16 protein-coding genes are annotated in these 16,776 nt (G+C 35.7%); 9 read left to right on the forward strand and 7 right to left on the reverse strand.

Translation table 11 applies throughout. The annotated features are described in order from the left end of the window. Positions 1–30: 30 nt before the first annotated feature. Both CEP47_RS02185 and folK read left to right on the forward strand, forming a co-directional pair. On the forward strand, positions 31–4,611 hold the full coding sequence (locus CEP47_RS02185) for a S6 family peptidase (protein WP_261921006.1): 4,581 nt from the start codon (positions 31–33) through the stop codon (positions 4,609–4,611). A 113-nt stretch (positions 4,612–4,724) separates the two neighbouring features. Then, entirely contained in the window at positions 4,725–5,204 is a 480-nt protein-coding gene (gene folK, locus CEP47_RS02190; RefSeq protein WP_261919627.1) for a 2-amino-4-hydroxy-6-hydroxymethyldihydropteridine diphosphokinase, read from the forward strand. A gap of 4 nt (positions 5,205–5,208) precedes the next feature. On the opposite strand, the gene ubiG is transcribed toward folK, so the two are convergent. The 6 genes from ubiG to cmoA form a co-directional block, all read right to left on the reverse strand. Then, positions 5,209–5,934: a bifunctional 2-polyprenyl-6-hydroxyphenol methylase/3-demethylubiquinol 3-O-methyltransferase UbiG gene (gene ubiG / locus CEP47_RS02195; RefSeq protein WP_261919626.1), complete on the reverse strand. Its 726-nt coding sequence runs from the start codon at positions 5,932–5,934 to the stop codon at positions 5,209–5,211. A 42-nt stretch (positions 5,935–5,976) separates the two neighbouring features. Continuing rightward, positions 5,977–6,945, reverse strand: coding sequence for a tRNA 5-methoxyuridine(34)/uridine 5-oxyacetic acid(34) synthase CmoB (gene cmoB, locus CEP47_RS02200; protein ID WP_261919625.1), 969 nt, complete (start codon positions 6,943–6,945; stop codon positions 5,977–5,979). A gap of 148 nt (positions 6,946–7,093) precedes the next feature. Next, complete coding sequence (locus CEP47_RS02205) at positions 7,094–7,588, reverse strand: YbhB/YbcL family Raf kinase inhibitor-like protein (protein ID WP_261919624.1); 495 nt, start codon at positions 7,586–7,588, stop codon at positions 7,094–7,096. Between the two features lie 92 nt (positions 7,589–7,680). Next, positions 7,681–8,235 (reverse strand): YbhB/YbcL family Raf kinase inhibitor-like protein, encoded by a 555-nt coding sequence (locus CEP47_RS02210; protein ID WP_261919623.1) that lies wholly within the window; start codon positions 8,233–8,235, stop codon positions 7,681–7,683. A 125-nt stretch (positions 8,236–8,360) separates the two neighbouring features. Continuing rightward, positions 8,361–9,134 (reverse strand): AraC family transcriptional regulator, encoded by a 774-nt coding sequence (locus tag CEP47_RS02215; protein ID WP_261919622.1) that lies wholly within the window; start codon positions 9,132–9,134, stop codon positions 8,361–8,363. 32 nt (positions 9,135–9,166) lie between these two features. Beyond that, a complete protein-coding gene (gene cmoA / locus CEP47_RS02220; protein ID WP_261919621.1) occupies positions 9,167–9,892 on the reverse strand; it encodes a carboxy-S-adenosyl-L-methionine synthase CmoA in 726 nt (241 codons plus the stop codon). 162 nt (positions 9,893–10,054) lie between these two features. Here cmoA and aspS point away from each other — a divergent pair, with 162 nt between their 5' ends. From aspS to ruvB, 7 genes are all read left to right on the forward strand, one after another. Further along, positions 10,055–11,821 carry an aspartate--tRNA ligase gene (gene aspS, locus CEP47_RS02225; RefSeq protein ID WP_261919620.1) on the forward strand — a complete coding sequence of 589 codons (1,767 nt, stop codon included), beginning with the start codon at positions 10,055–10,057 and terminating at the stop codon, positions 11,819–11,821. Positions 11,822–11,823: 2 nt separating this feature from the next. Further along, positions 11,824–12,639, forward strand: a complete 816-nt coding sequence (locus CEP47_RS02230) for an RsiV family protein (RefSeq protein WP_261919619.1) — start codon at positions 11,824–11,826, stop codon at positions 12,637–12,639. Then, entirely contained in the window at positions 12,639–13,094 is a 456-nt protein-coding gene (nudB, locus tag CEP47_RS02235; protein WP_261921005.1) for a dihydroneopterin triphosphate diphosphatase, read from the forward strand. Before CEP47_RS02230 ends, nudB begins: the two co-directional genes overlap by 1 nt. Before the next feature lie 14 nt (positions 13,095–13,108). After that, entirely contained in the window at positions 13,109–13,849 is a 741-nt protein-coding gene (locus CEP47_RS02240; RefSeq protein ID WP_261919618.1) for a YebC/PmpR family DNA-binding transcriptional regulator, read from the forward strand. A gap of 168 nt (positions 13,850–14,017) precedes the next feature. Next, the gene (gene ruvC / locus CEP47_RS02245) at positions 14,018–14,593 is read left to right on the forward strand and encodes a crossover junction endodeoxyribonuclease RuvC (protein ID WP_261919617.1); all 576 of its coding nucleotides are present in this window, start codon (positions 14,018–14,020) and stop codon (positions 14,591–14,593) included. Positions 14,594–14,656: 63 nt separating this feature from the next. Next, positions 14,657–15,274, forward strand: a complete 618-nt coding sequence (gene ruvA, locus CEP47_RS02250) for a Holliday junction branch migration protein RuvA (protein WP_261919616.1) — start codon at positions 14,657–14,659, stop codon at positions 15,272–15,274. A 24-nt stretch (positions 15,275–15,298) separates the two neighbouring features. Beyond that, a complete protein-coding gene (gene ruvB / locus CEP47_RS02255) occupies positions 15,299–16,306 on the forward strand; it encodes a Holliday junction branch migration DNA helicase RuvB (protein WP_261919615.1) in 1,008 nt (335 codons plus the stop codon). Positions 16,307–16,385: 79 nt separating this feature from the next. Here the strand turns inward: ruvB and CEP47_RS02260 are convergent, their stop codons facing one another. Continuing rightward, on the reverse strand, positions 16,386–16,709 hold the full coding sequence (locus CEP47_RS02260; protein WP_261919614.1) for a DUF5339 domain-containing protein: 324 nt from the start codon (positions 16,707–16,709) through the stop codon (positions 16,386–16,388). Between the last annotated feature and the right edge of the window lie 67 nt (positions 16,710–16,776).

Consider the following 16,776-nt stretch of genomic DNA (forward strand, 5'->3'; position numbering starts at 1 on the left):
GCGGCTCTTGCTGTAGCAAGTACGGTTTTAGTGGCAGGTCTAGCCAAAGGGGCTATCGTAACTAATAAAGTTCCTTATTCGGATTATCTAGATTTTGGGCAAAATAAAGGGATTTTTACTCCAGGTAGTACAGGATTAGAAATTAAAGATGTTAACGGGACAACCGTAAAAGTACTTGACTTACCGATGATAGATTTTGCTGTGCAAAATATTGATGGGAGATATGCGACTTTAACCGATGTAAATCAGATTTCTTCAGTAAAACATAACGGTGGATATCAGAGTGTTCGTTTTGGTAATAGCGATTTTAATTATCGTCTTGTTACACGAAATAATTTTAATCCTTATACTTTTAAAGACAAACATTATAGTGCGGATTACCATACACCAAGATTAAGTAAACTTGTCACAGAAGTTGCGCCTATTGGGTATTTAGAAGGTACACAAGAAAATATGGAGAAGGTATTTAATTCCGATGAGTATGGTAATTTTCTATATAGATCAGGTACAGGTATTCAGAAAGTAGTAGATACTAAAGATGGAAATAAACACCAATTTCTTGCCGAAGGTTATTACTATGCTGTGGGTGGTATTAGTAATAAAGTTGGAGGAGCTAATTATAACCAAGGAAGAAACTTTTATTTTATTAAAACACTTGGCTCAACTAATGAAATGACCTCTCCCGGGGAAGGGATTAATAGCCCGCTTCCTTTTGTGGCACAACCAGGGGATTCAGGTTCAGGTCTTTTTGCTTATCATAAAGCAAGTAAAAAATGGGTATTAATCGGAGTTGCACATACTTATGGGTTAGAGAAAGGTTATTACTCTGGGTATAATGGTGGTGATACTGGCTATCAAAGTATTCCAGCAAAATTTAATTTTACGAAAAAAGATTTTAATGAAATTCCGTTAGAAATTTCTGAAAATACCGATTTTTATCGCTTGCCTTATGAAGAATCTGATAAGTTTAATTATGGCAAATACTGTATCACTACCAGTCGAAATAATGCTGGCTTAGAATGTTCTTTTAATGATACTTGGTTAGGTAAGACTAAAGATAGAGTAAAACCAATCTATAAACATCAAACTCAAGATGATGCCGATAATAATACGGGAAATGAGTTTGTGTTTACTTCTAAGAAACCAGAGGAAACGCTTGAATTGAGGATTAAATCTGATATTAATCAAGGTGCTGGTTATCTTCAATTTAAAAATGGTAAATGGAATGTGGTCTCCACGACTGCAGAAAATGCCAAAGCAAATACTAGCTTCACCTATGAAGGGGCAGGTATTATTGTAGATCAAGGTGCGGAAGTCAGCTGGGATTTAACAGGGAAAGCTAATGATGGCCTGCATCGTATTGGTGCTGGTACTTTAACCATTAATAATAGAGGTAAAAATCCCGGTTACTTTAGAGTTGGAGATGGTGTTACCTATTTGAATACGCAAGAACAGGCATTTAATCAAATTGTACTCACTTCTGGGCGTGCTAAAGTTGTACAAAATACATCTAATGCGGTGTCAGGTAATGAACTTTACTGGGGCTTTAGAGGGGGTATTTTTGATGCAAATGGTTATAGCCATAATATTGATCGTAATGATATCGGTATTAAGTCGGCGAATGATCTTGGCGGAATTTATACCAACAGTAATCAGGAGAAGAGATCAACACTTATCTTTGCACCGGGCGGAGAGTATAGTCGTGAGAGTAAAGAAAGTGTTCTAGATTCTAGTAAAAATATTTGTTCAGGTAATAAATCAAAATATGTAGGTCAGTTGGCTTATTGTGAGGGGAATAATACTTTTAAAATTAATAATACAGGTATAACAGTAGCTGATAATAAGCGTTACTTCTTTACGTTAAGAACAGGTCAATCACAGGTTGGCAATCTTGATAATAAAGGCGTTCGAATAAATAATAATTTTATTGAACTGAGTGCTGGGAATTATGAAACAGCAAAAGAAGAAGGAAAAATCATCTTACAAAAATACTACCACCGTGCTTTTCACGGTCAAGTTACTGATAATGTTGATTTAAAACTTCAATATGCAGCTATTCCAACTAACCTCTCAGATTTTAGTAAAACCTTGATTGATACTGTTGGTCTGTCAGGACGTTTTGCTTTTGATGGTAAGGTGGATATTAAAGGTAAGGTTGAAGTTGAAAATGCGAATCTTATTTTCCAAGGTAAACCTGTAAGACACGGAGTAGTTACTGCTATCAGTCAAACTAATCTGGAAAAAGCCTATGGTACTGATAAGATTAATGGTCAACTTAATGCTCCTCGAACACCAACCCATAAAGATCAAACCGATTGGGAAGAGAGATATTTTGGGGCTAATTCGTTATCTATCAAAAATGGTCAGCTTGAAGTAGGCAGAAACGCTGTTGCAGCGTTAACGGGTAATAGTTCAATTAGTCAAGGTGTTCTTCACGTTGGAGTTGGAAAAGCAGTCTTTGATAGTAGAGATGAATTATCAAGATATAATTCAACCTTTACCTTTGAAGATATTGTGAAGCCAACTGGGAAAGAAAGAGCGGTACTTTATGCCGATAAACTTAACTTAACGCATTCAGATTTAAATGTTTCTAATGCTTTATTTTTTGGTGAGGTAAGCAACGATCAGAATTCTCATATTAATGTTACTGATCAGAGTACTTTCATCTTTAATCCAAAATCTTCAGCAGTGGCTAGTAGAGGAAGAAGTGCCTTAACTCAAGAGCCAACCTTGCATAATTTTACTTTAGAGAATAGTGATCTCTCATTCTTCCTGAATGCAGATAAAAATTTCTATCAAGTAAAAGCAGGCGATTTTAGCCATTTGGGTGATGCTTTCCAACATCTTCCAAACATTGAGCATTTTAAAACAGGGGAATTACCGACTTTAACACTTGATAATCCTAACCTTACTAACAGTACTGTTTCTGTTTTAGTGAGAGGAAGTGATCAAAAAGCTTCAACTGTTAAATTAACAGGAAATGTTCAAGGTGGGAATAATACCCTGAAAGTTGTAGAGATCGATCATAACTATCCTCAAGTTTATAGTATTCCTCTAGCGGAAGCACCTAAAACAGTTGCAGAAAGTTATTTTACTATCGGTGAGATTGTTAAAGGCTTTACTGTCTATGAACCTAATTCTAAAGTAGTAGAAGAAGGGGATAAGAAAGTTTGGACACTTTATCGTGAGAAAAGTGCCGAAGATGTCAAAGCTGAAGAAGCGGCTCGTTTGATAGCTGAAGCAGAAGAAGCACGTAAAAAAGCAGCTGAGGAAGAAGCTAGACGTAAAGCGGAAAAAGAGGAAGCAGATAGACAAGCAGCTTTAGCAGAAGCGAAACGTCAAGAAGAGTTGAAACGTCAAGCAGAGGAAGAAGAAAGACGTCAAGCAGCATTAAAACGTCAGGAAGAAGAAAAACAGCAAATAGCAGATGAAAAACAACGCCAAGCTGAAGAAGAAGCTTTAAGAAAACAAGAGGCTAAACTCCAAGATAGAGTCGTGAGACGTCAAAGAAGAAGTCTTTTTAATAGTCAACCAGAAGAAGCGTTAGAGACAGATGATATCGATATTGATGATGGTGATACGACAGAATTAAGTGAAGATCAATTTTTGGCTGATTTCTTTACAGCGGGTAACAATAATACGGTGATTGATCGTGCTGTTTCTGCTATGTATAGCCCGATTTTCACTGCAACTTCTTTAGTACCAAATTTGGTTAATAGCCCTCTCCTACAAGATCTCTTTACGGAGAATTCGGCGATTAAAGCGGAGGTATCTTCTTCTGCCCGTCAAATAGATAATAGCGTAGGGAATTTTGGGACTAATCCATATGTGCGACAAGACGGTTTTTCTACTCTAGTTAGCTTTGATAACTATAATGCTAAGCATAAAGCGTATGATCTTGGTTCATCTACTGCGATGTTATCATTAGGTACAAACTATAAATCTCAAGGTTCAAACTACCAAGTCTTATTGCATTATGGTAAATCGAACTCAAAGGATAACAAAAGAAACCAGAATTTATCATCAAGTGAGAATTTAGGGTTTACCCTTGGTTACCAAACTTTCTTAACTGATAACTTAGCAGCAGCGATTAGCTCTTCTTATTACCATAATAAAGAAAAAATGGATCTTTCTTGGTTAAATCTTTCTGCAACAGAAAAACAACCAATAGATCTTTTTATGACTAGCGGTCTTTTGGCTTATCGTCATAAGTTAAGTGATAGTTTATCGGTAATAATGAGTCAACAGCTCTCTTACCTTACTGCTAATAGTTATCGTTTTAAAGATAAAAATGTAGAATTGATGATGTCTTCTTCATCATTGATAAATTCTTTAACTGGTACGACTTTCCAGTATATGGGAGATGGTGGTAGATTAAGATTGGCGTTAGCACTTTATCTCAATTATAGTTCTAATCCTGGTACTATTACTTTAAAAGACGATTATAAAGTGCGTAAATATCGCGTGGGTGGTACTCTTTCAGTCCTTTCAAGCTTAAAGGCTGCTTATCATATTACTCCTAACTTTAGAGTGAGTACGACTTTAAGTGTGGGGAAAGGTAAGAAAGTAAGTTCCAATGCTTTCAATATTGGGGTTGAATACCGTTTCTAATTGAGTTAGTTGAAGAGAATCTAATACATAGCTTTAAATAAGCTCAGGTAAATCCTGAGCTTATTTTTATCATTAGATGTAGAGGAAATGAACAGATAAATTTAAGGAGAACTATGAATTTAGTTTATATTGGATTAGGTAGTAATCTTGCCGACCCTATTGCACAATTACAGCAAGCGGTAAAAAATTTAGCCACTTTACCTGATACGGAAGTCGTCACTGTAAGTAGTTTTTATCGTAGTAAACCTTTAGGACCACAAGATCAACCTGATTATATCAATGCGGTACTAGCATTGAAGACTAACTTATCTCCCCTTACTTTGCTTGAAAAGCTACAACAAATTGAACAACAGCAAGGGAGAGTTCGACTTCGCCGTTGGGGAGAACGGACGCTAGATTTAGATATTTTATTGTATAATCAAGAGGTTATTCAGACAGAACGGCTAGTTGTTCCGCATTATGATATGCACAATCGTGCTTTCGTTATTCTTCCCTTATATCAAATTGCACCAAATTTAATTTTACCAACAGGGCAAGCTTTGGCAGAGCTTGCCAAGCAATTTGATTTAAAAGAATTAGAACGGCTAGCTTAATTGATTAACAATGTTTGAAGGTACCTAAATAATTGGCACTAACATCATTATTTAGCCAAAAATTCCCTGTTAATGGATTGTAATGATAACCTTTCAATTCATTACAAGTTAAATTTGCTTGATCACACCAGTTGAGTAATTCTGCTGGTGTGATGAATTTTTGATAATCGTGCGTACCTTTAGGTAATAATTTTAAAAGATATTCTGCCCCAAATATGACCAGTGCTTTTGCTTTTAAAGTACGATTGATTGTTGAGAAAAATAGCACACCATTAGGTTTTAGCAGTCTAGCACAACTTTGAATAATCGAGAGAGGGTTTGGTACGTGTTCTAGCATTTCCATACAAGTAATGACATCAAATAATTCAAACTCTGGTTGAGATAATGCTTGTTGTAAAAAGTCCTCAATCGTTGTTTGCTGATAATCAATTTTTATCCCATTTTGTATGGCATGCTGGCGAGCCACTTCTAGTGGTGCATTGCTCATATCAATACCTGTTACTTTTGCACCTAAACGAGCCATACTTTCCGCTAAGATACCGCCACCACAGCCAACATCTAGTACTTTTTTTTGACATAGTCCCTGACTTTGTTGGTGGATATATTCTAACCGTAATGGATTAAGTTGATGAATTGGCTTAAAATCGCCATTTGGATCCCACCAGCTACTCGCCATTTTTTCAAATTTATCAAGTTCACTTTGATCTAAATTAGCAGGTTGCTTTTGCATATTTTTTCCTAATTCAAGAGGTTATACCAACGTTGATTATGTTTACAAGTTTTGTGCAATGATGACGGCTCTTTTGGGAGCAGGATAACCTTCAATCGTTTTACTATGATCATTTGGATCGAGAAAATCAATTAAACTCTCATTATCTAGCCAATCTGTTTGACGTTGTTCTTCTGGGGTAGTAACTGCAAGATCGACACAACGTACTTGTTTAAAGCCAGATTTTTTCAGCCAGTTAATCAAAGCTGGTACAGATGGAATAAAGTACACATTTTTCATTTTAGCGTAACGATCAGTAGGGACTAACACATCATTGACACCACCATCAATGACTAAAGTCTCTAAGACGAGCTCCCCACCTTTAACTAATTGGGCTTTTAATTGGCTGAGATGATCTAAAGGGGATTTACGATGATATAAAACACCCATTGAAAAGACGGTATCAAATGCGCCTAAAGGTTGCATTTGTTCAATTCCTAATGGAATGAGATTTGCACGGCGGTCATTGTTAAGTAATTTACGTACGGCTTCAAATTGGCAGAGAAAAAGTTCGGTAGGATCAATGCCGACTACCATTTTTGCACCTTCACCAACCATTCGCCACATATGATAACCACTGCCACAACCGACATCGAGAATTGTTCGCCCAGCCAGTGGAGAGAGGTGGGGTAAAACTCGATTCCATTTAAAATCAGAACGCCATTCACAATCAACCTTTATACCATACAAATGATAAGGCCCTTTTCGCCAAGGCATTAATTGCTTTAAATGGTAAATAATCCGTTGTTGTTCCCCTGCTGATAATGGGATGTTTTTTTCAGCAGATACGGTGTGTTTTAAATCAATTTTATCAGCTGTTAGGTCTGGTAAAAATTCAATGACTTTTGCCCATTTAGCATAATCTCCATGAGTATTTTTTTGCCATTGTTTTAGTTGTAAGGGTAAAGTTTCTAGCCAATCAGCCAGTTGAGTGGTCGCAATTTGTTGATAAAAAGGACGAAAGTCAAACATAGATATTTAGATTAATTTATTGAAAAGTGAATATTAGAAAATTTTTTGGATTATAGCAGAGTTGAGATGGCAATTCATTAAGCAAAATAAAGGATTAAGTGTTGTAAAACTTAATCCTTTATGTGTTCGCTTAATTGTTAGTTTCAACTTAACGTTGGTAGTAAGCTGTAAAAGAAGCGGTTGCAAGTGTATTCATATGAACTAAAAAGCCTGCGAGTGCTGTAGGTGTTTTTTCATCAACATCTATTTTTTCTATACTTAGAGCATGGACGGTGAAAATATAACGATGAGGTTTATCGCCTTCTGGTGGGCAAGCACCACCCCAACCGTGATAGCCATAATCATTGCGTAATTGAAAAGCTCCAGCTGGTAGAGTCGTGCTATTTTCAGAACCTGCAGCAGGGACTAATTCTTTCACATCAGCAGGAATATTTACTACATACCAATGCCAAAAACCAGAACCTGTTGGTGCATCAGGATCATAAACTGATACAGCAAAACTTTTTGTTCCTTCAGGGGCATTTTCCCAACTTAGTTGTGGAGAAAGATTTTTACCATTACAACCAAAACCATTAAACTCAAATTCTGCAGGAATGCTTGCATCAGCAGGAATTTGACGACTGGATAAAGTAAATTTTGACATTGTGTTTGCTCCTTTGAGGTTAATAATATTACTTAAAATATATTCTTTCTTTAACAGGAAAGAAAGGACTACTATTGTTTTAGTAAATAAAATTATCGTCCATATTTAGCGGTAAAAGAGGCAGTCGCTAATGTATTTGCATGAACAAGGAAACCAGCGAGCGCTGTAGGTGTTTGCTGATTCACATCAAGATGTTCAGTTTTTAAAGCGTGAACTGTGAATATATAGCGATGTGCTTTATCCCCTTTTGGTGGACAAACACCACCCCAACCGTGATAACCATAATCATTGCGTAATTGGAATGCACCTTTTGGTAGTGTAGTGCTATTTTCTGCACCAGCATTATGGCTAAGTTTTGAAACTGTTGCAGGAATATTCACAACATACCAATGCCAGAAACCAGAACCTGTTGGTGCATCAGGATCATAGACTGATACAGCAAAGCTTTTTGTTCCTTTCGGAGCATTTTTCCAAGATAATTCAGGTGATTGGTTTTCCCCAGTGCAGCCAAAACCATTAAATTCAAATTTTTGTGCAATGGTAGTATTTGGACGAATATCTTTACTGCTAACTTCAAAGTGGCTAGAAGCATAAAGAGAAGAAGATAATAATAATGAGCTAGTTAATAAAAGAAGTGTTTTTTTCATTGCTAAAGGTTCCTATCAATTAATAAATTTTAATATTGTACAACTTAAGTACCTTATTGATAGTACAAAGAAAAAAGACTTTATGTTATGTAGAATAGTTCGTTTAGTATTGATATTAGCTCATTTTAACGAAGTTCTGATGGCAGACAACTAAAATAGAGTTTAAAGGCTTGAGTAAAATTACTTAGGCTAGAATAACCGCAATAGGTTGATATATCAGTTAAACTTTTTGAGCTAGTTAAAATCAATGTTAAAGCAATATTCAGTCGAGTTTCTTTTAAGATTTCACGAAAAGAGGTATTTTCTTGAGATAATCGACGTTTTAAACTACTTTCACTTAAATAAAAATATTCAGCTAGATCAGACAAAATCCAATTTTTAGTAGGATGAGATTGAATAATATTTTTTACTTTTTCATACCAAGAAGCGGTTTGATTAGTCGGAAAGATAATCCCATTTTCTGCTAGATGTAATAACAGTTCTTCAATTTTATGCTGTTTAATTTTAGGATTATTATTATCTTGTTTTAGATAGGTAAAAATATGAGAGAAACAAGTATAGGTTGTAGGATCAGCGGAAATTAATTGGTATTTAGCGAATTTTTTAGGTGAAGTATATAAATATTTTTGCTGGAAAGTGTTAATACTATGACTTGAAAGTTGAATAATATCTGCTTGATAAAGTGATTTATCTGCAATTTTATTTATCATATCCCAGTAATGATATTTATTTAAAATAAAAATCTGTTTTTCACCAATTATTACTTTTTCAGTCGGCGTAAATAACCTTTTTTCGCCCGAATAAATAATACCTAATAGATAATCTTGTACAAAAAAGTTTTTTACTTGATAGGTTTTATTAGAGCGAATATGCCATACTGAATCTAAAAATTTATTCATTTTATAACTGAACCTCTGTATTGATCAGAAGATTATTTAACCGCCAGCATTGATCCAAAGTTAAAGCATTGGAACCACATTTCCGTATGTTTAAAACCGATTGTATTTAATAATTGTTTTTGAGTTGCAATACTATCAGGTTTCATAACATTTTCTAAAGCAGTACGTTTTTGGCTTACTTCTAACTCACTATAACCATTTGCACGTTTAAATTGATGATGGAGATCGATTAATAATTGATTAACTTTTTGATCGGCAAAATCATATTTTTCAGATAAAACTAAAACGCCATTTGGTAATAAACCTTGATAAATTTTAGTTAATAAAGCTTGGCGATCAGCTTTAGGAATAAATTGTAAAGTGAAATTTAAAATTACCATTGACGCATTTTTAATCTCTATTTGACGAATGTCATCACAAAAGATTTTAACCGGAATCTGGCTGTGAAAAGCTTCAATATGTTGCCGACAACGTTTTACCATCGGCTCTGAATTATCAATGCCATAAATAGTCACATTGTGTGCTTGGATATGACGTCGAATGGATAAAATACCTGCACCACGTGAGCAACCTAAGTCATAGATATTTGAATTATCTTGAACAAATCGTTCTGCTAGCATACCAATTGCAGTGATAATATTTGAATAGCCGGGAACAGAACGTTGAATCATATCAGGAAAGACTTCTGCAACGCTATCATCAAAAGTAAAATCGCCTAGTTTTTCAATCGGAGCGGAAAAAAGGGTATCTTTAGTCATTGGTTAATTTTGTTATTTAGATAATTGAAAAATAGGGATTAAGTTTAGCAAAATTTATGAGGAAGAGGCGAGATATTTTAATGTAGAGCATTCAAACCTTTTTAAAATTCGGCTATAATTCACCACTATTTTTCAAGAGTAATTATGAAATAAGGATATATTATGATGCGTTCACATTACTGCGGTCAATTAAACCGTAGCCACGTTGGTCAACAAGTTATGCTTAGCGGTTGGGTTCATCGTCGTCGAGATTTAGGCGGTTTAATCTTTATTGATCTGCGGGATCGTGAAGGTATTGTTCAAGTATTTATCGACCCAGCAAATCAAGCTGCATTTAACGCAGCTTCAGCGTTACGTGGTGAATACTGTATCCAAATTGTTGGGCAGGTTATTGCTCGTCCAGAAAATCAAATTAATCAGAATATGGCAACTGGTGAGATTGAAGTCTCTGCTGAAAGTGTAAAAGTTTATAATACGGCTGAGGTTTTGCCATTAGATTTTAATCAAAATAATAGTGAAGAACAGCGTTTAAAATATCGTTATTTAGATTTACGTCGCCCAGAAATGGCGGAAAGAATTAAAACTCGAGCTAAAATTACCAGTTTTATTCGTCGTTTTATGGACGATAATGGTTTCCTAGATATTGAAACTCCAATGCTAACTAAAGCAACGCCAGAAGGTGCAAGGGACTATTTAGTACCAAGCCGAGTACATAAAGGTAAATTTTATGCTTTACCACAGTCGCCACAATTGTTTAAACAATTATTAATGATGTCAGGTTTTGATCGTTATTATCAAATTGTTAAATGTTTTCGTGATGAAGATTTGCGTGCAGATCGTCAACCTGAATTTACCCAAGTGGATGTTGAAACCTCTTTCTTAACAGCACCTGAAGTTAGAGCAATTATGGAAAAAATGGTGAGAGGTTTATGGCAAGAAATTATTGGTGTTGATTTAGGTACTTTCCCAATTATGACTTATGCTGAGGCAATGCGACGCTTTGGTTCAGATAAACCAGATTTACGTAATCCATTAGAGATGGTTGATGTTGCAGATTTATTAAAAGATGTTGAGTTTAAAGTCTTTAATGCTCCAGCAAATGATCCAAATGGACGTATTGCTGTGATTCGTGTCCCAAATGGAATTGAAATTAGCCGTAAACAAATTGATGAATATACTCAATTTGTTAGTATTTATGGTGCAAAAGGGCTAGCTTGGATTAAAGTAAACGATATTACTGCAGGCGTAGAAGGCGTGCAAAGTCCAATTGCTAAATTCCTTTCAGCTGAAGTTTTGAAAGCGATTTTAGAGCGTGTAGAAGCTCAAAATGGTGATATTTTATTCTTTGGTGCAGATAGTTATAAAGTTGTGACTGATGCAATGGGAGCATTACGCTTAAAACTTGGGCGTGATTGTGGTTTAACTGCATTAGAATTATGGAAACCATTATGGGTTATTGATTTCCCAATGTTTGAACTTGATGATGAAGGTGGTTTAGCGGCGATGCACCATCCATTCACTTCACCAGCAAATGCGACACCAGAACAGTTAGAACAAAATCCAACTCAAGCGGTAGCCAATGCTTATGATATGGTTATAAATGGCTATGAAGTAGGGGGCGGATCGGTGCGTATTTTTGACCAAAAAATGCAACAAACAGTCTTCCGTATCTTAGGAATTGATGAACAAGAACAGCAAGAAAAATTTGGTTTCTTACTTGATGCGTTAAAATTTGGTACACCACCACACGCTGGGTTAGCGTTTGGTTTAGACCGCTTAACTATGTTATTAACTGGAACAGATAATATCCGTGATGTTATTGCCTTCCCGAAAACAACGGCAGCAGCTTGCTTGATGACTGAAGCCCCTAGTGCGGCAAATCCAATGTCATTGGCAGAGTTGGCAATCAGTGTAGTGAATAAGGAATAAGTATGCTTAAAAAATGGCGACAAACAATCATTTTTTTTATGATATTAGTTGGGAGTGCCATTTCAACCAAGGTGTTTGCTATTCCTTTACTGAAAGTTGAAACTCAACCGATCATTCAAGCACAAAAATGTTTGAAAGCCGAACAACAAGCTTGCTATCAAGTTGATATTCAAACAATAAAAACAAATATTGAGTGGATCAATCACTATTTTGAGGAGGCTATTCGTAAGCAATTAAAGCTTGATGAGGTAGCAGTAATTCCAGAAAATTGGTCTGAAAAAGATCAAAAAAACTTATCTCTGACTGAATTAAAACAGAATTATTTAGCTGAGTTATCTGGATTAATGCAACAAGAATTTGCCCCTTTTGGCTATTTTCAATTCTATCGCCCTAGATTTTTTGCACAAAATCAAGCATTAGCAATGTTCGTTGAAGATTTTTATCTCTTTTCTGGTGGTGCCCATGGATATGGTTCAACGAATTATCTAAATTTTGATTTGAAGTTAGGTAAAAAATTGACAGTTGATGATTTATTATTACCAGACCAAAAAGATGGGTTATTAGAAAAATTAAGTCAAGCTTATGCTCAATATTTATCAACAAAAGCAGAGGATAATTCATCAGAAGGATATTCTGTTGATATTATTGATAATTTTACTTTTACAGCAGATAGTTTAGTGTTTAGCTATCCACCTTATTATTTAGGTAGTTATGCTGAAGGGACAATTGTCTTGTCTATTCCTTATACTGAATTAATTGGCATTTTAAAGCCTGCATATTTATTTGGTACAACACAAATTCGCAGTGATTTTTTATGATGAAGTATAAGAGGCCAGAATCTGTTTTGGTGGTAGTTTATTGCACCACCAGCGAGAGAGTCTTAATGTTACGGCGTAAAGATGATCAGGATTTCTGGCAATCAGTCTCTGGTAGTTTGGAAGAGGGGGAAACCCCTTTTCAGGCTGCTAAACGAGAAGTGTGGGAAGAGTTAGGAATACGATTAGATGAACAACAAGGACAATTATATGATTGTCAACAAGAAGTCGATTTCGAGATTTTCCCGCAGTTCTATCATCGCTATGCACCGGGAACACGTTATTGTCATGAATATTGGTTTACTTTAGCTTTTACTGATGAAATTACCGTTCATTTAACCGAACATACCGATTATCAGTGGGTTGAAGCAGAACAAGCTATGCGTTTAACGAAATCTTGGAATAATGCAGCAGCAATTGAAAAATTTATTTTAAAGAAAAAAACGACTCAAAACTAAAAAGAGGATTTTAAATGGCAGGTCATAGTAAGTGGGCGAATATTAAGCATCGTAAAGCCGCACAAGATGCTCAACGAGGAAAAATTTTCACTAAATTAATTCGTGAATTAGTAACAGCGGCAAAACTTGGTGGTGCAGATGTTGCCGCAAATCCTAGATTACGGACTGCAGTAGATAAAGCACTCTCAAATAATATGACGAGAGATACTATTAATCGTGCAATTCAGCGTGGTGTTGGTGGTGGTGATGACACCAATATGGAAACGATAATTTATGAAGGATATGGTCCGGGTGGTACGGCAATTATGGTTGAATGTTTGAGTGATAACCGTAATCGTACGGTTTCGGAAGTTCGCCATGCGTTTACTAAAACAGGAGGAAATTTAGGAACAGATGGATCCGTTGCATACCTCTTTAGTAAAAAAGGTTTAATATTGATTGCTGAAGGCAATGAAGATGCGTTGATGGAAGCGGCTATTGATGCTGGTGCGGATGATGTACAAGCACAGGAAGATGGTAGTTTTGAGGTTTACACCGCTTGGGAAGATCTTAGTTCAGTGAAAGAAGGGATTGAAGCTGCAGGATTTAAAGTCGATCAAGCTGAAGTAACGATGATACCTTCTACCACAGCAGAATTAGATGCTGAAACCGCCCCTAAATTAATGAAATTAGTTGATATGTTAGAAGATTGTGATGATGTACAAAATGTATACCATAATGGGGAAATTAGCGATGAGGTCGCAGCATTATTATAATTTTTTATAAAATATATTAAGCCCTGAGAGATCGGGGCTTTTTCTTAATCTATGAATAAATAAAAAAATTATCGCTTATTTGATTAACTTGATTAATTCCGTAAAAGAAAGTTTGAATGAATTAAGTCGATATTTAATCTTGAACAAAGATAGTATTGAGTAAGTAAAATGACCATTATTCTTGGTGTTGATCCCGGTTCTCGAGTAACAGGGTATGGCGTTATTCGGCAACAGGGAAGGCAATTAACATATTTAGGCAGTGGGGTAATTCGTACTGCTGCGGAGGATTTGCCTACTCGTTTAAAACGTATTTATGCAGGTATAAATGAAATTATTTTACAGTTTCAACCAGATATGTTTGCGATTGAACAGGTCTTTATGGCGAGGAATGCCGATTCAGCATTAAAACTTGGACAAGCAAGAGGGGCGGCAATTGTTGCAGCTGTTAATAGAGAATTACCCGTTTTTGAATATGCTGCACGTTTGGTAAAGCAGACTGTGGTTGGAATAGGATCTGCAGATAAAGCACAAGTTCAGCATATGGTAAGCCAGATTTTACGATTATCGGCAACACCACAAGCGGATGCGGCTGATGCGTTAGCGATTGCAATTACTCATGCGCATAGTATGCAACATTCATTACATATTGCACGGACTGCAGATGGTAAGCATACTGAAAAACATCTTGCTTTACTAAGGACTCGTTATAGTCGGGGAAGGTTTCGTTTAAAAGCAGAAAAATAACTGGATATTTGTACAGTTTTTTATTATCCTTAATACGATTTTTTAGTCAGGAAGGGAAGAAGTATGATAGGGCGTTTAACTGGTTTTATTATTGAAAAACAGCCTCCCGAGATAGTGTTAGATGTTAATGGAGTGGGTTATGAATTATTACTACCGATGAATAGTTTTTATAATCTACCTGAAAAAGAAAATCTAGTTACTTTATTTACCCATTTAGTTGTCAGAGAAGATGTTCATCTTCTGTTTGGTTTTACTCAAAAACAAGAAAGGACGTTATTTCGAGATTTGATTAAAACCAATGGTGTTGGACCTAAGCTAGCTTTAGCTATTTTATCGGCGATGTCAGTTCAAGAGTTTGCCTATGCAATTGAACGAGAAGAATTATCTAAACTGATTAAAATTCCCGGTGTAGGCAAAAAAACCGCAGAACGTTTGTTGGTTGAATTAAAAGGTAAATTTAAAGATTTCAAACAGTCAGATTTTTTTGTTGAACAGAAGTTTGATGCGACCAATAAAGGCACGATGGTGAGTGAAAATAGTGCGATAGATGAAGCGATAGCCGCACTCATTGCGCTGGGATATCGTGCAACAGAGGCAGAAAAAATGGTGAAAAAAGTAGCAACAACAAGTGAGAATAATAGCGAAAAATTAATCCGTGAAGCCTTAAAAAATGCCTTATAAATTTTCTAAAGATATAAAACGATTATGATTGAAGCCGACCGCATTGTTAGCCCCACAGGGAAGATTGAAGATGATTTAATAGATCGTGCGATTCGTCCTAAATTTTTACAAGATTATGTAGGACAGCCACAGGTGCAAGAGCAAATGTCCATTTTTATTCAAGCTGCTAAAATGCGACAAGATGCGTTAGATCATTTATTAATTTTTGGTCCACCGGGGCTAGGAAAAACGACCTTAGCCAATATTGTAGCAAATGAAATGGGAGTAAATATTCGCACTACTTCTGGTCCAGTACTTGAAAAAGCAGGCGATTTAGCGGCAATGTTGACAAATTTAGAGCCATACGATGTGCTTTTTATTGATGAAATTCATCGTTTATCCCCCGCTATTGAAGAAGTGCTATATCCCGCAATGGAAGATTACCAGTTAGATATTATGATCGGTGAAGGACCCGCTGCACGTTCAATTAAACTAGATTTACCTCCTTTTACTTTAGTCGGTGCGACAACACGTGCTGGTTCTTTAACTTCTCCTTTACGTGATAGATTTGGTATTGTGCAACGTTTAGAATTTTATTCAGTTGATGATTTAACTTCGATTGTTGCACGCAGTGCAAGTTGCTTAAATTTAAATATTGCAGATGATGCTGCCTATGAAATTGCTTGTCGTTCACGTGGTACGCCAAGAATTGCAAATCGTCTATTAAGGCGAGTGAGAGATTATGCCGATGTAAAAAATAATGGTTTCATTTCATCAAGTATCGCAAAATCGGGATTATCAATGTTAGATATTGATCCTGCTGGATTTGATTTTATGGATCGTAAATTGCTTGAAGCGATTATTTATCGTTTTGATGGTGGACCTGTTGGTTTAGATAATTTAGCTGCCGCCATAGGAGAAGAACGAGAAACCATAGAAGATGTTTTAGAACCTTATCTCATTCAACAAGGTTATTTGCAACGTACGCCAAGAGGACGTGTCGCAACAGCTCATACTTATCAACATTTTAATTTAGACAAGATGAATAACTAAAAGACGGTAATAAAAATACCTAAGAAAATAAACCGCTAGTTTTAGAGCTAGCGGTTTATTTTTTTAATTATTGTTTCATTTAATCATCATTTTTTTGCTTAAGATGGTTGAGAGCTATTAATCCTCGATCACAGCTTTTAATTTGATCTTCAAGTTTCAGTGTTAAAATTTTGTTTTGACTAGCTAATAGTTGATTTTGAATTTGAGGTATTTCAGGGTGTGTGCCCGGCTGTTGAGCCGCTTCTTCAATCAGATTTTTAGTTTCTGCAAATAAACGTACGCATTGGTTTGGTAGCTGTGGTTTATTTGTTTGGGGGGTGTTATTAGCCAAAGAGGTAAAAGGAATACTCAAAAAACATAGACTAAAAATCAATCTATTTATTTTTAAAAAAGATATTTGCATTGGAATTTACCAGTTATAAATAATTATTATTAATTAATATTCACAAATAATAGGGAAAAATTGGTCA

This window comes from Mergibacter septicus, assembly GCF_003265225.1.
GTDB classification, from domain to species: Bacteria; Pseudomonadota; Gammaproteobacteria; order Enterobacterales; family Pasteurellaceae; genus Mergibacter; species Mergibacter septicus.

Coding starts and splice junctions, on each gene's coding strand:
- folK (WP_261919627.1), top strand. CDS start 4,725: ATGAATTTAGTTTATATTGGATTAGGTAGTAATCTTGCCGACCCTATT.
- ubiG (WP_261919626.1), bottom strand. CDS start 5,934: ATGCAAAAGCAACCTGCTAATTTAGATCAAAGTGAACTTGATAAATTT.
- cmoB (WP_261919625.1), bottom strand. CDS start 6,945: ATGTTTGACTTTCGTCCTTTTTATCAACAAATTGCGACCACTCAACTG.
- CEP47_RS02205 (WP_261919624.1), bottom strand. CDS start 7,588: ATGTCAAAATTTACTTTATCCAGTCGTCAAATTCCTGCTGATGCAAGC.
- CEP47_RS02210 (WP_261919623.1), bottom strand. CDS start 8,235: ATGAAAAAAACACTTCTTTTATTAACTAGCTCATTATTATTATCTTCT.
- CEP47_RS02215 (WP_261919622.1), bottom strand. CDS start 9,134: ATGAATAAATTTTTAGATTCAGTATGGCATATTCGCTCTAATAAAACC.
- cmoA (WP_261919621.1), bottom strand. CDS start 9,892: ATGACTAAAGATACCCTTTTTTCCGCTCCGATTGAAAAACTAGGCGAT.
- aspS (WP_261919620.1), top strand. CDS start 10,055: ATGATGCGTTCACATTACTGCGGTCAATTAAACCGTAGCCACGTTGGT.
- CEP47_RS02230 (WP_261919619.1), top strand. CDS start 11,824: ATGCTTAAAAAATGGCGACAAACAATCATTTTTTTTATGATATTAGTT.
- nudB (WP_261921005.1), top strand. CDS start 12,639: ATGAAGTATAAGAGGCCAGAATCTGTTTTGGTGGTAGTTTATTGCACC.
- CEP47_RS02240 (WP_261919618.1), top strand. CDS start 13,109: ATGGCAGGTCATAGTAAGTGGGCGAATATTAAGCATCGTAAAGCCGCA.
- ruvC (WP_261919617.1), top strand. CDS start 14,018: ATGACCATTATTCTTGGTGTTGATCCCGGTTCTCGAGTAACAGGGTAT.
- ruvA (WP_261919616.1), top strand. CDS start 14,657: ATGATAGGGCGTTTAACTGGTTTTATTATTGAAAAACAGCCTCCCGAG.
- ruvB (WP_261919615.1), top strand. CDS start 15,299: ATGATTGAAGCCGACCGCATTGTTAGCCCCACAGGGAAGATTGAAGAT.
- CEP47_RS02260 (WP_261919614.1), bottom strand. CDS start 16,709: ATGCAAATATCTTTTTTAAAAATAAATAGATTGATTTTTAGTCTATGT.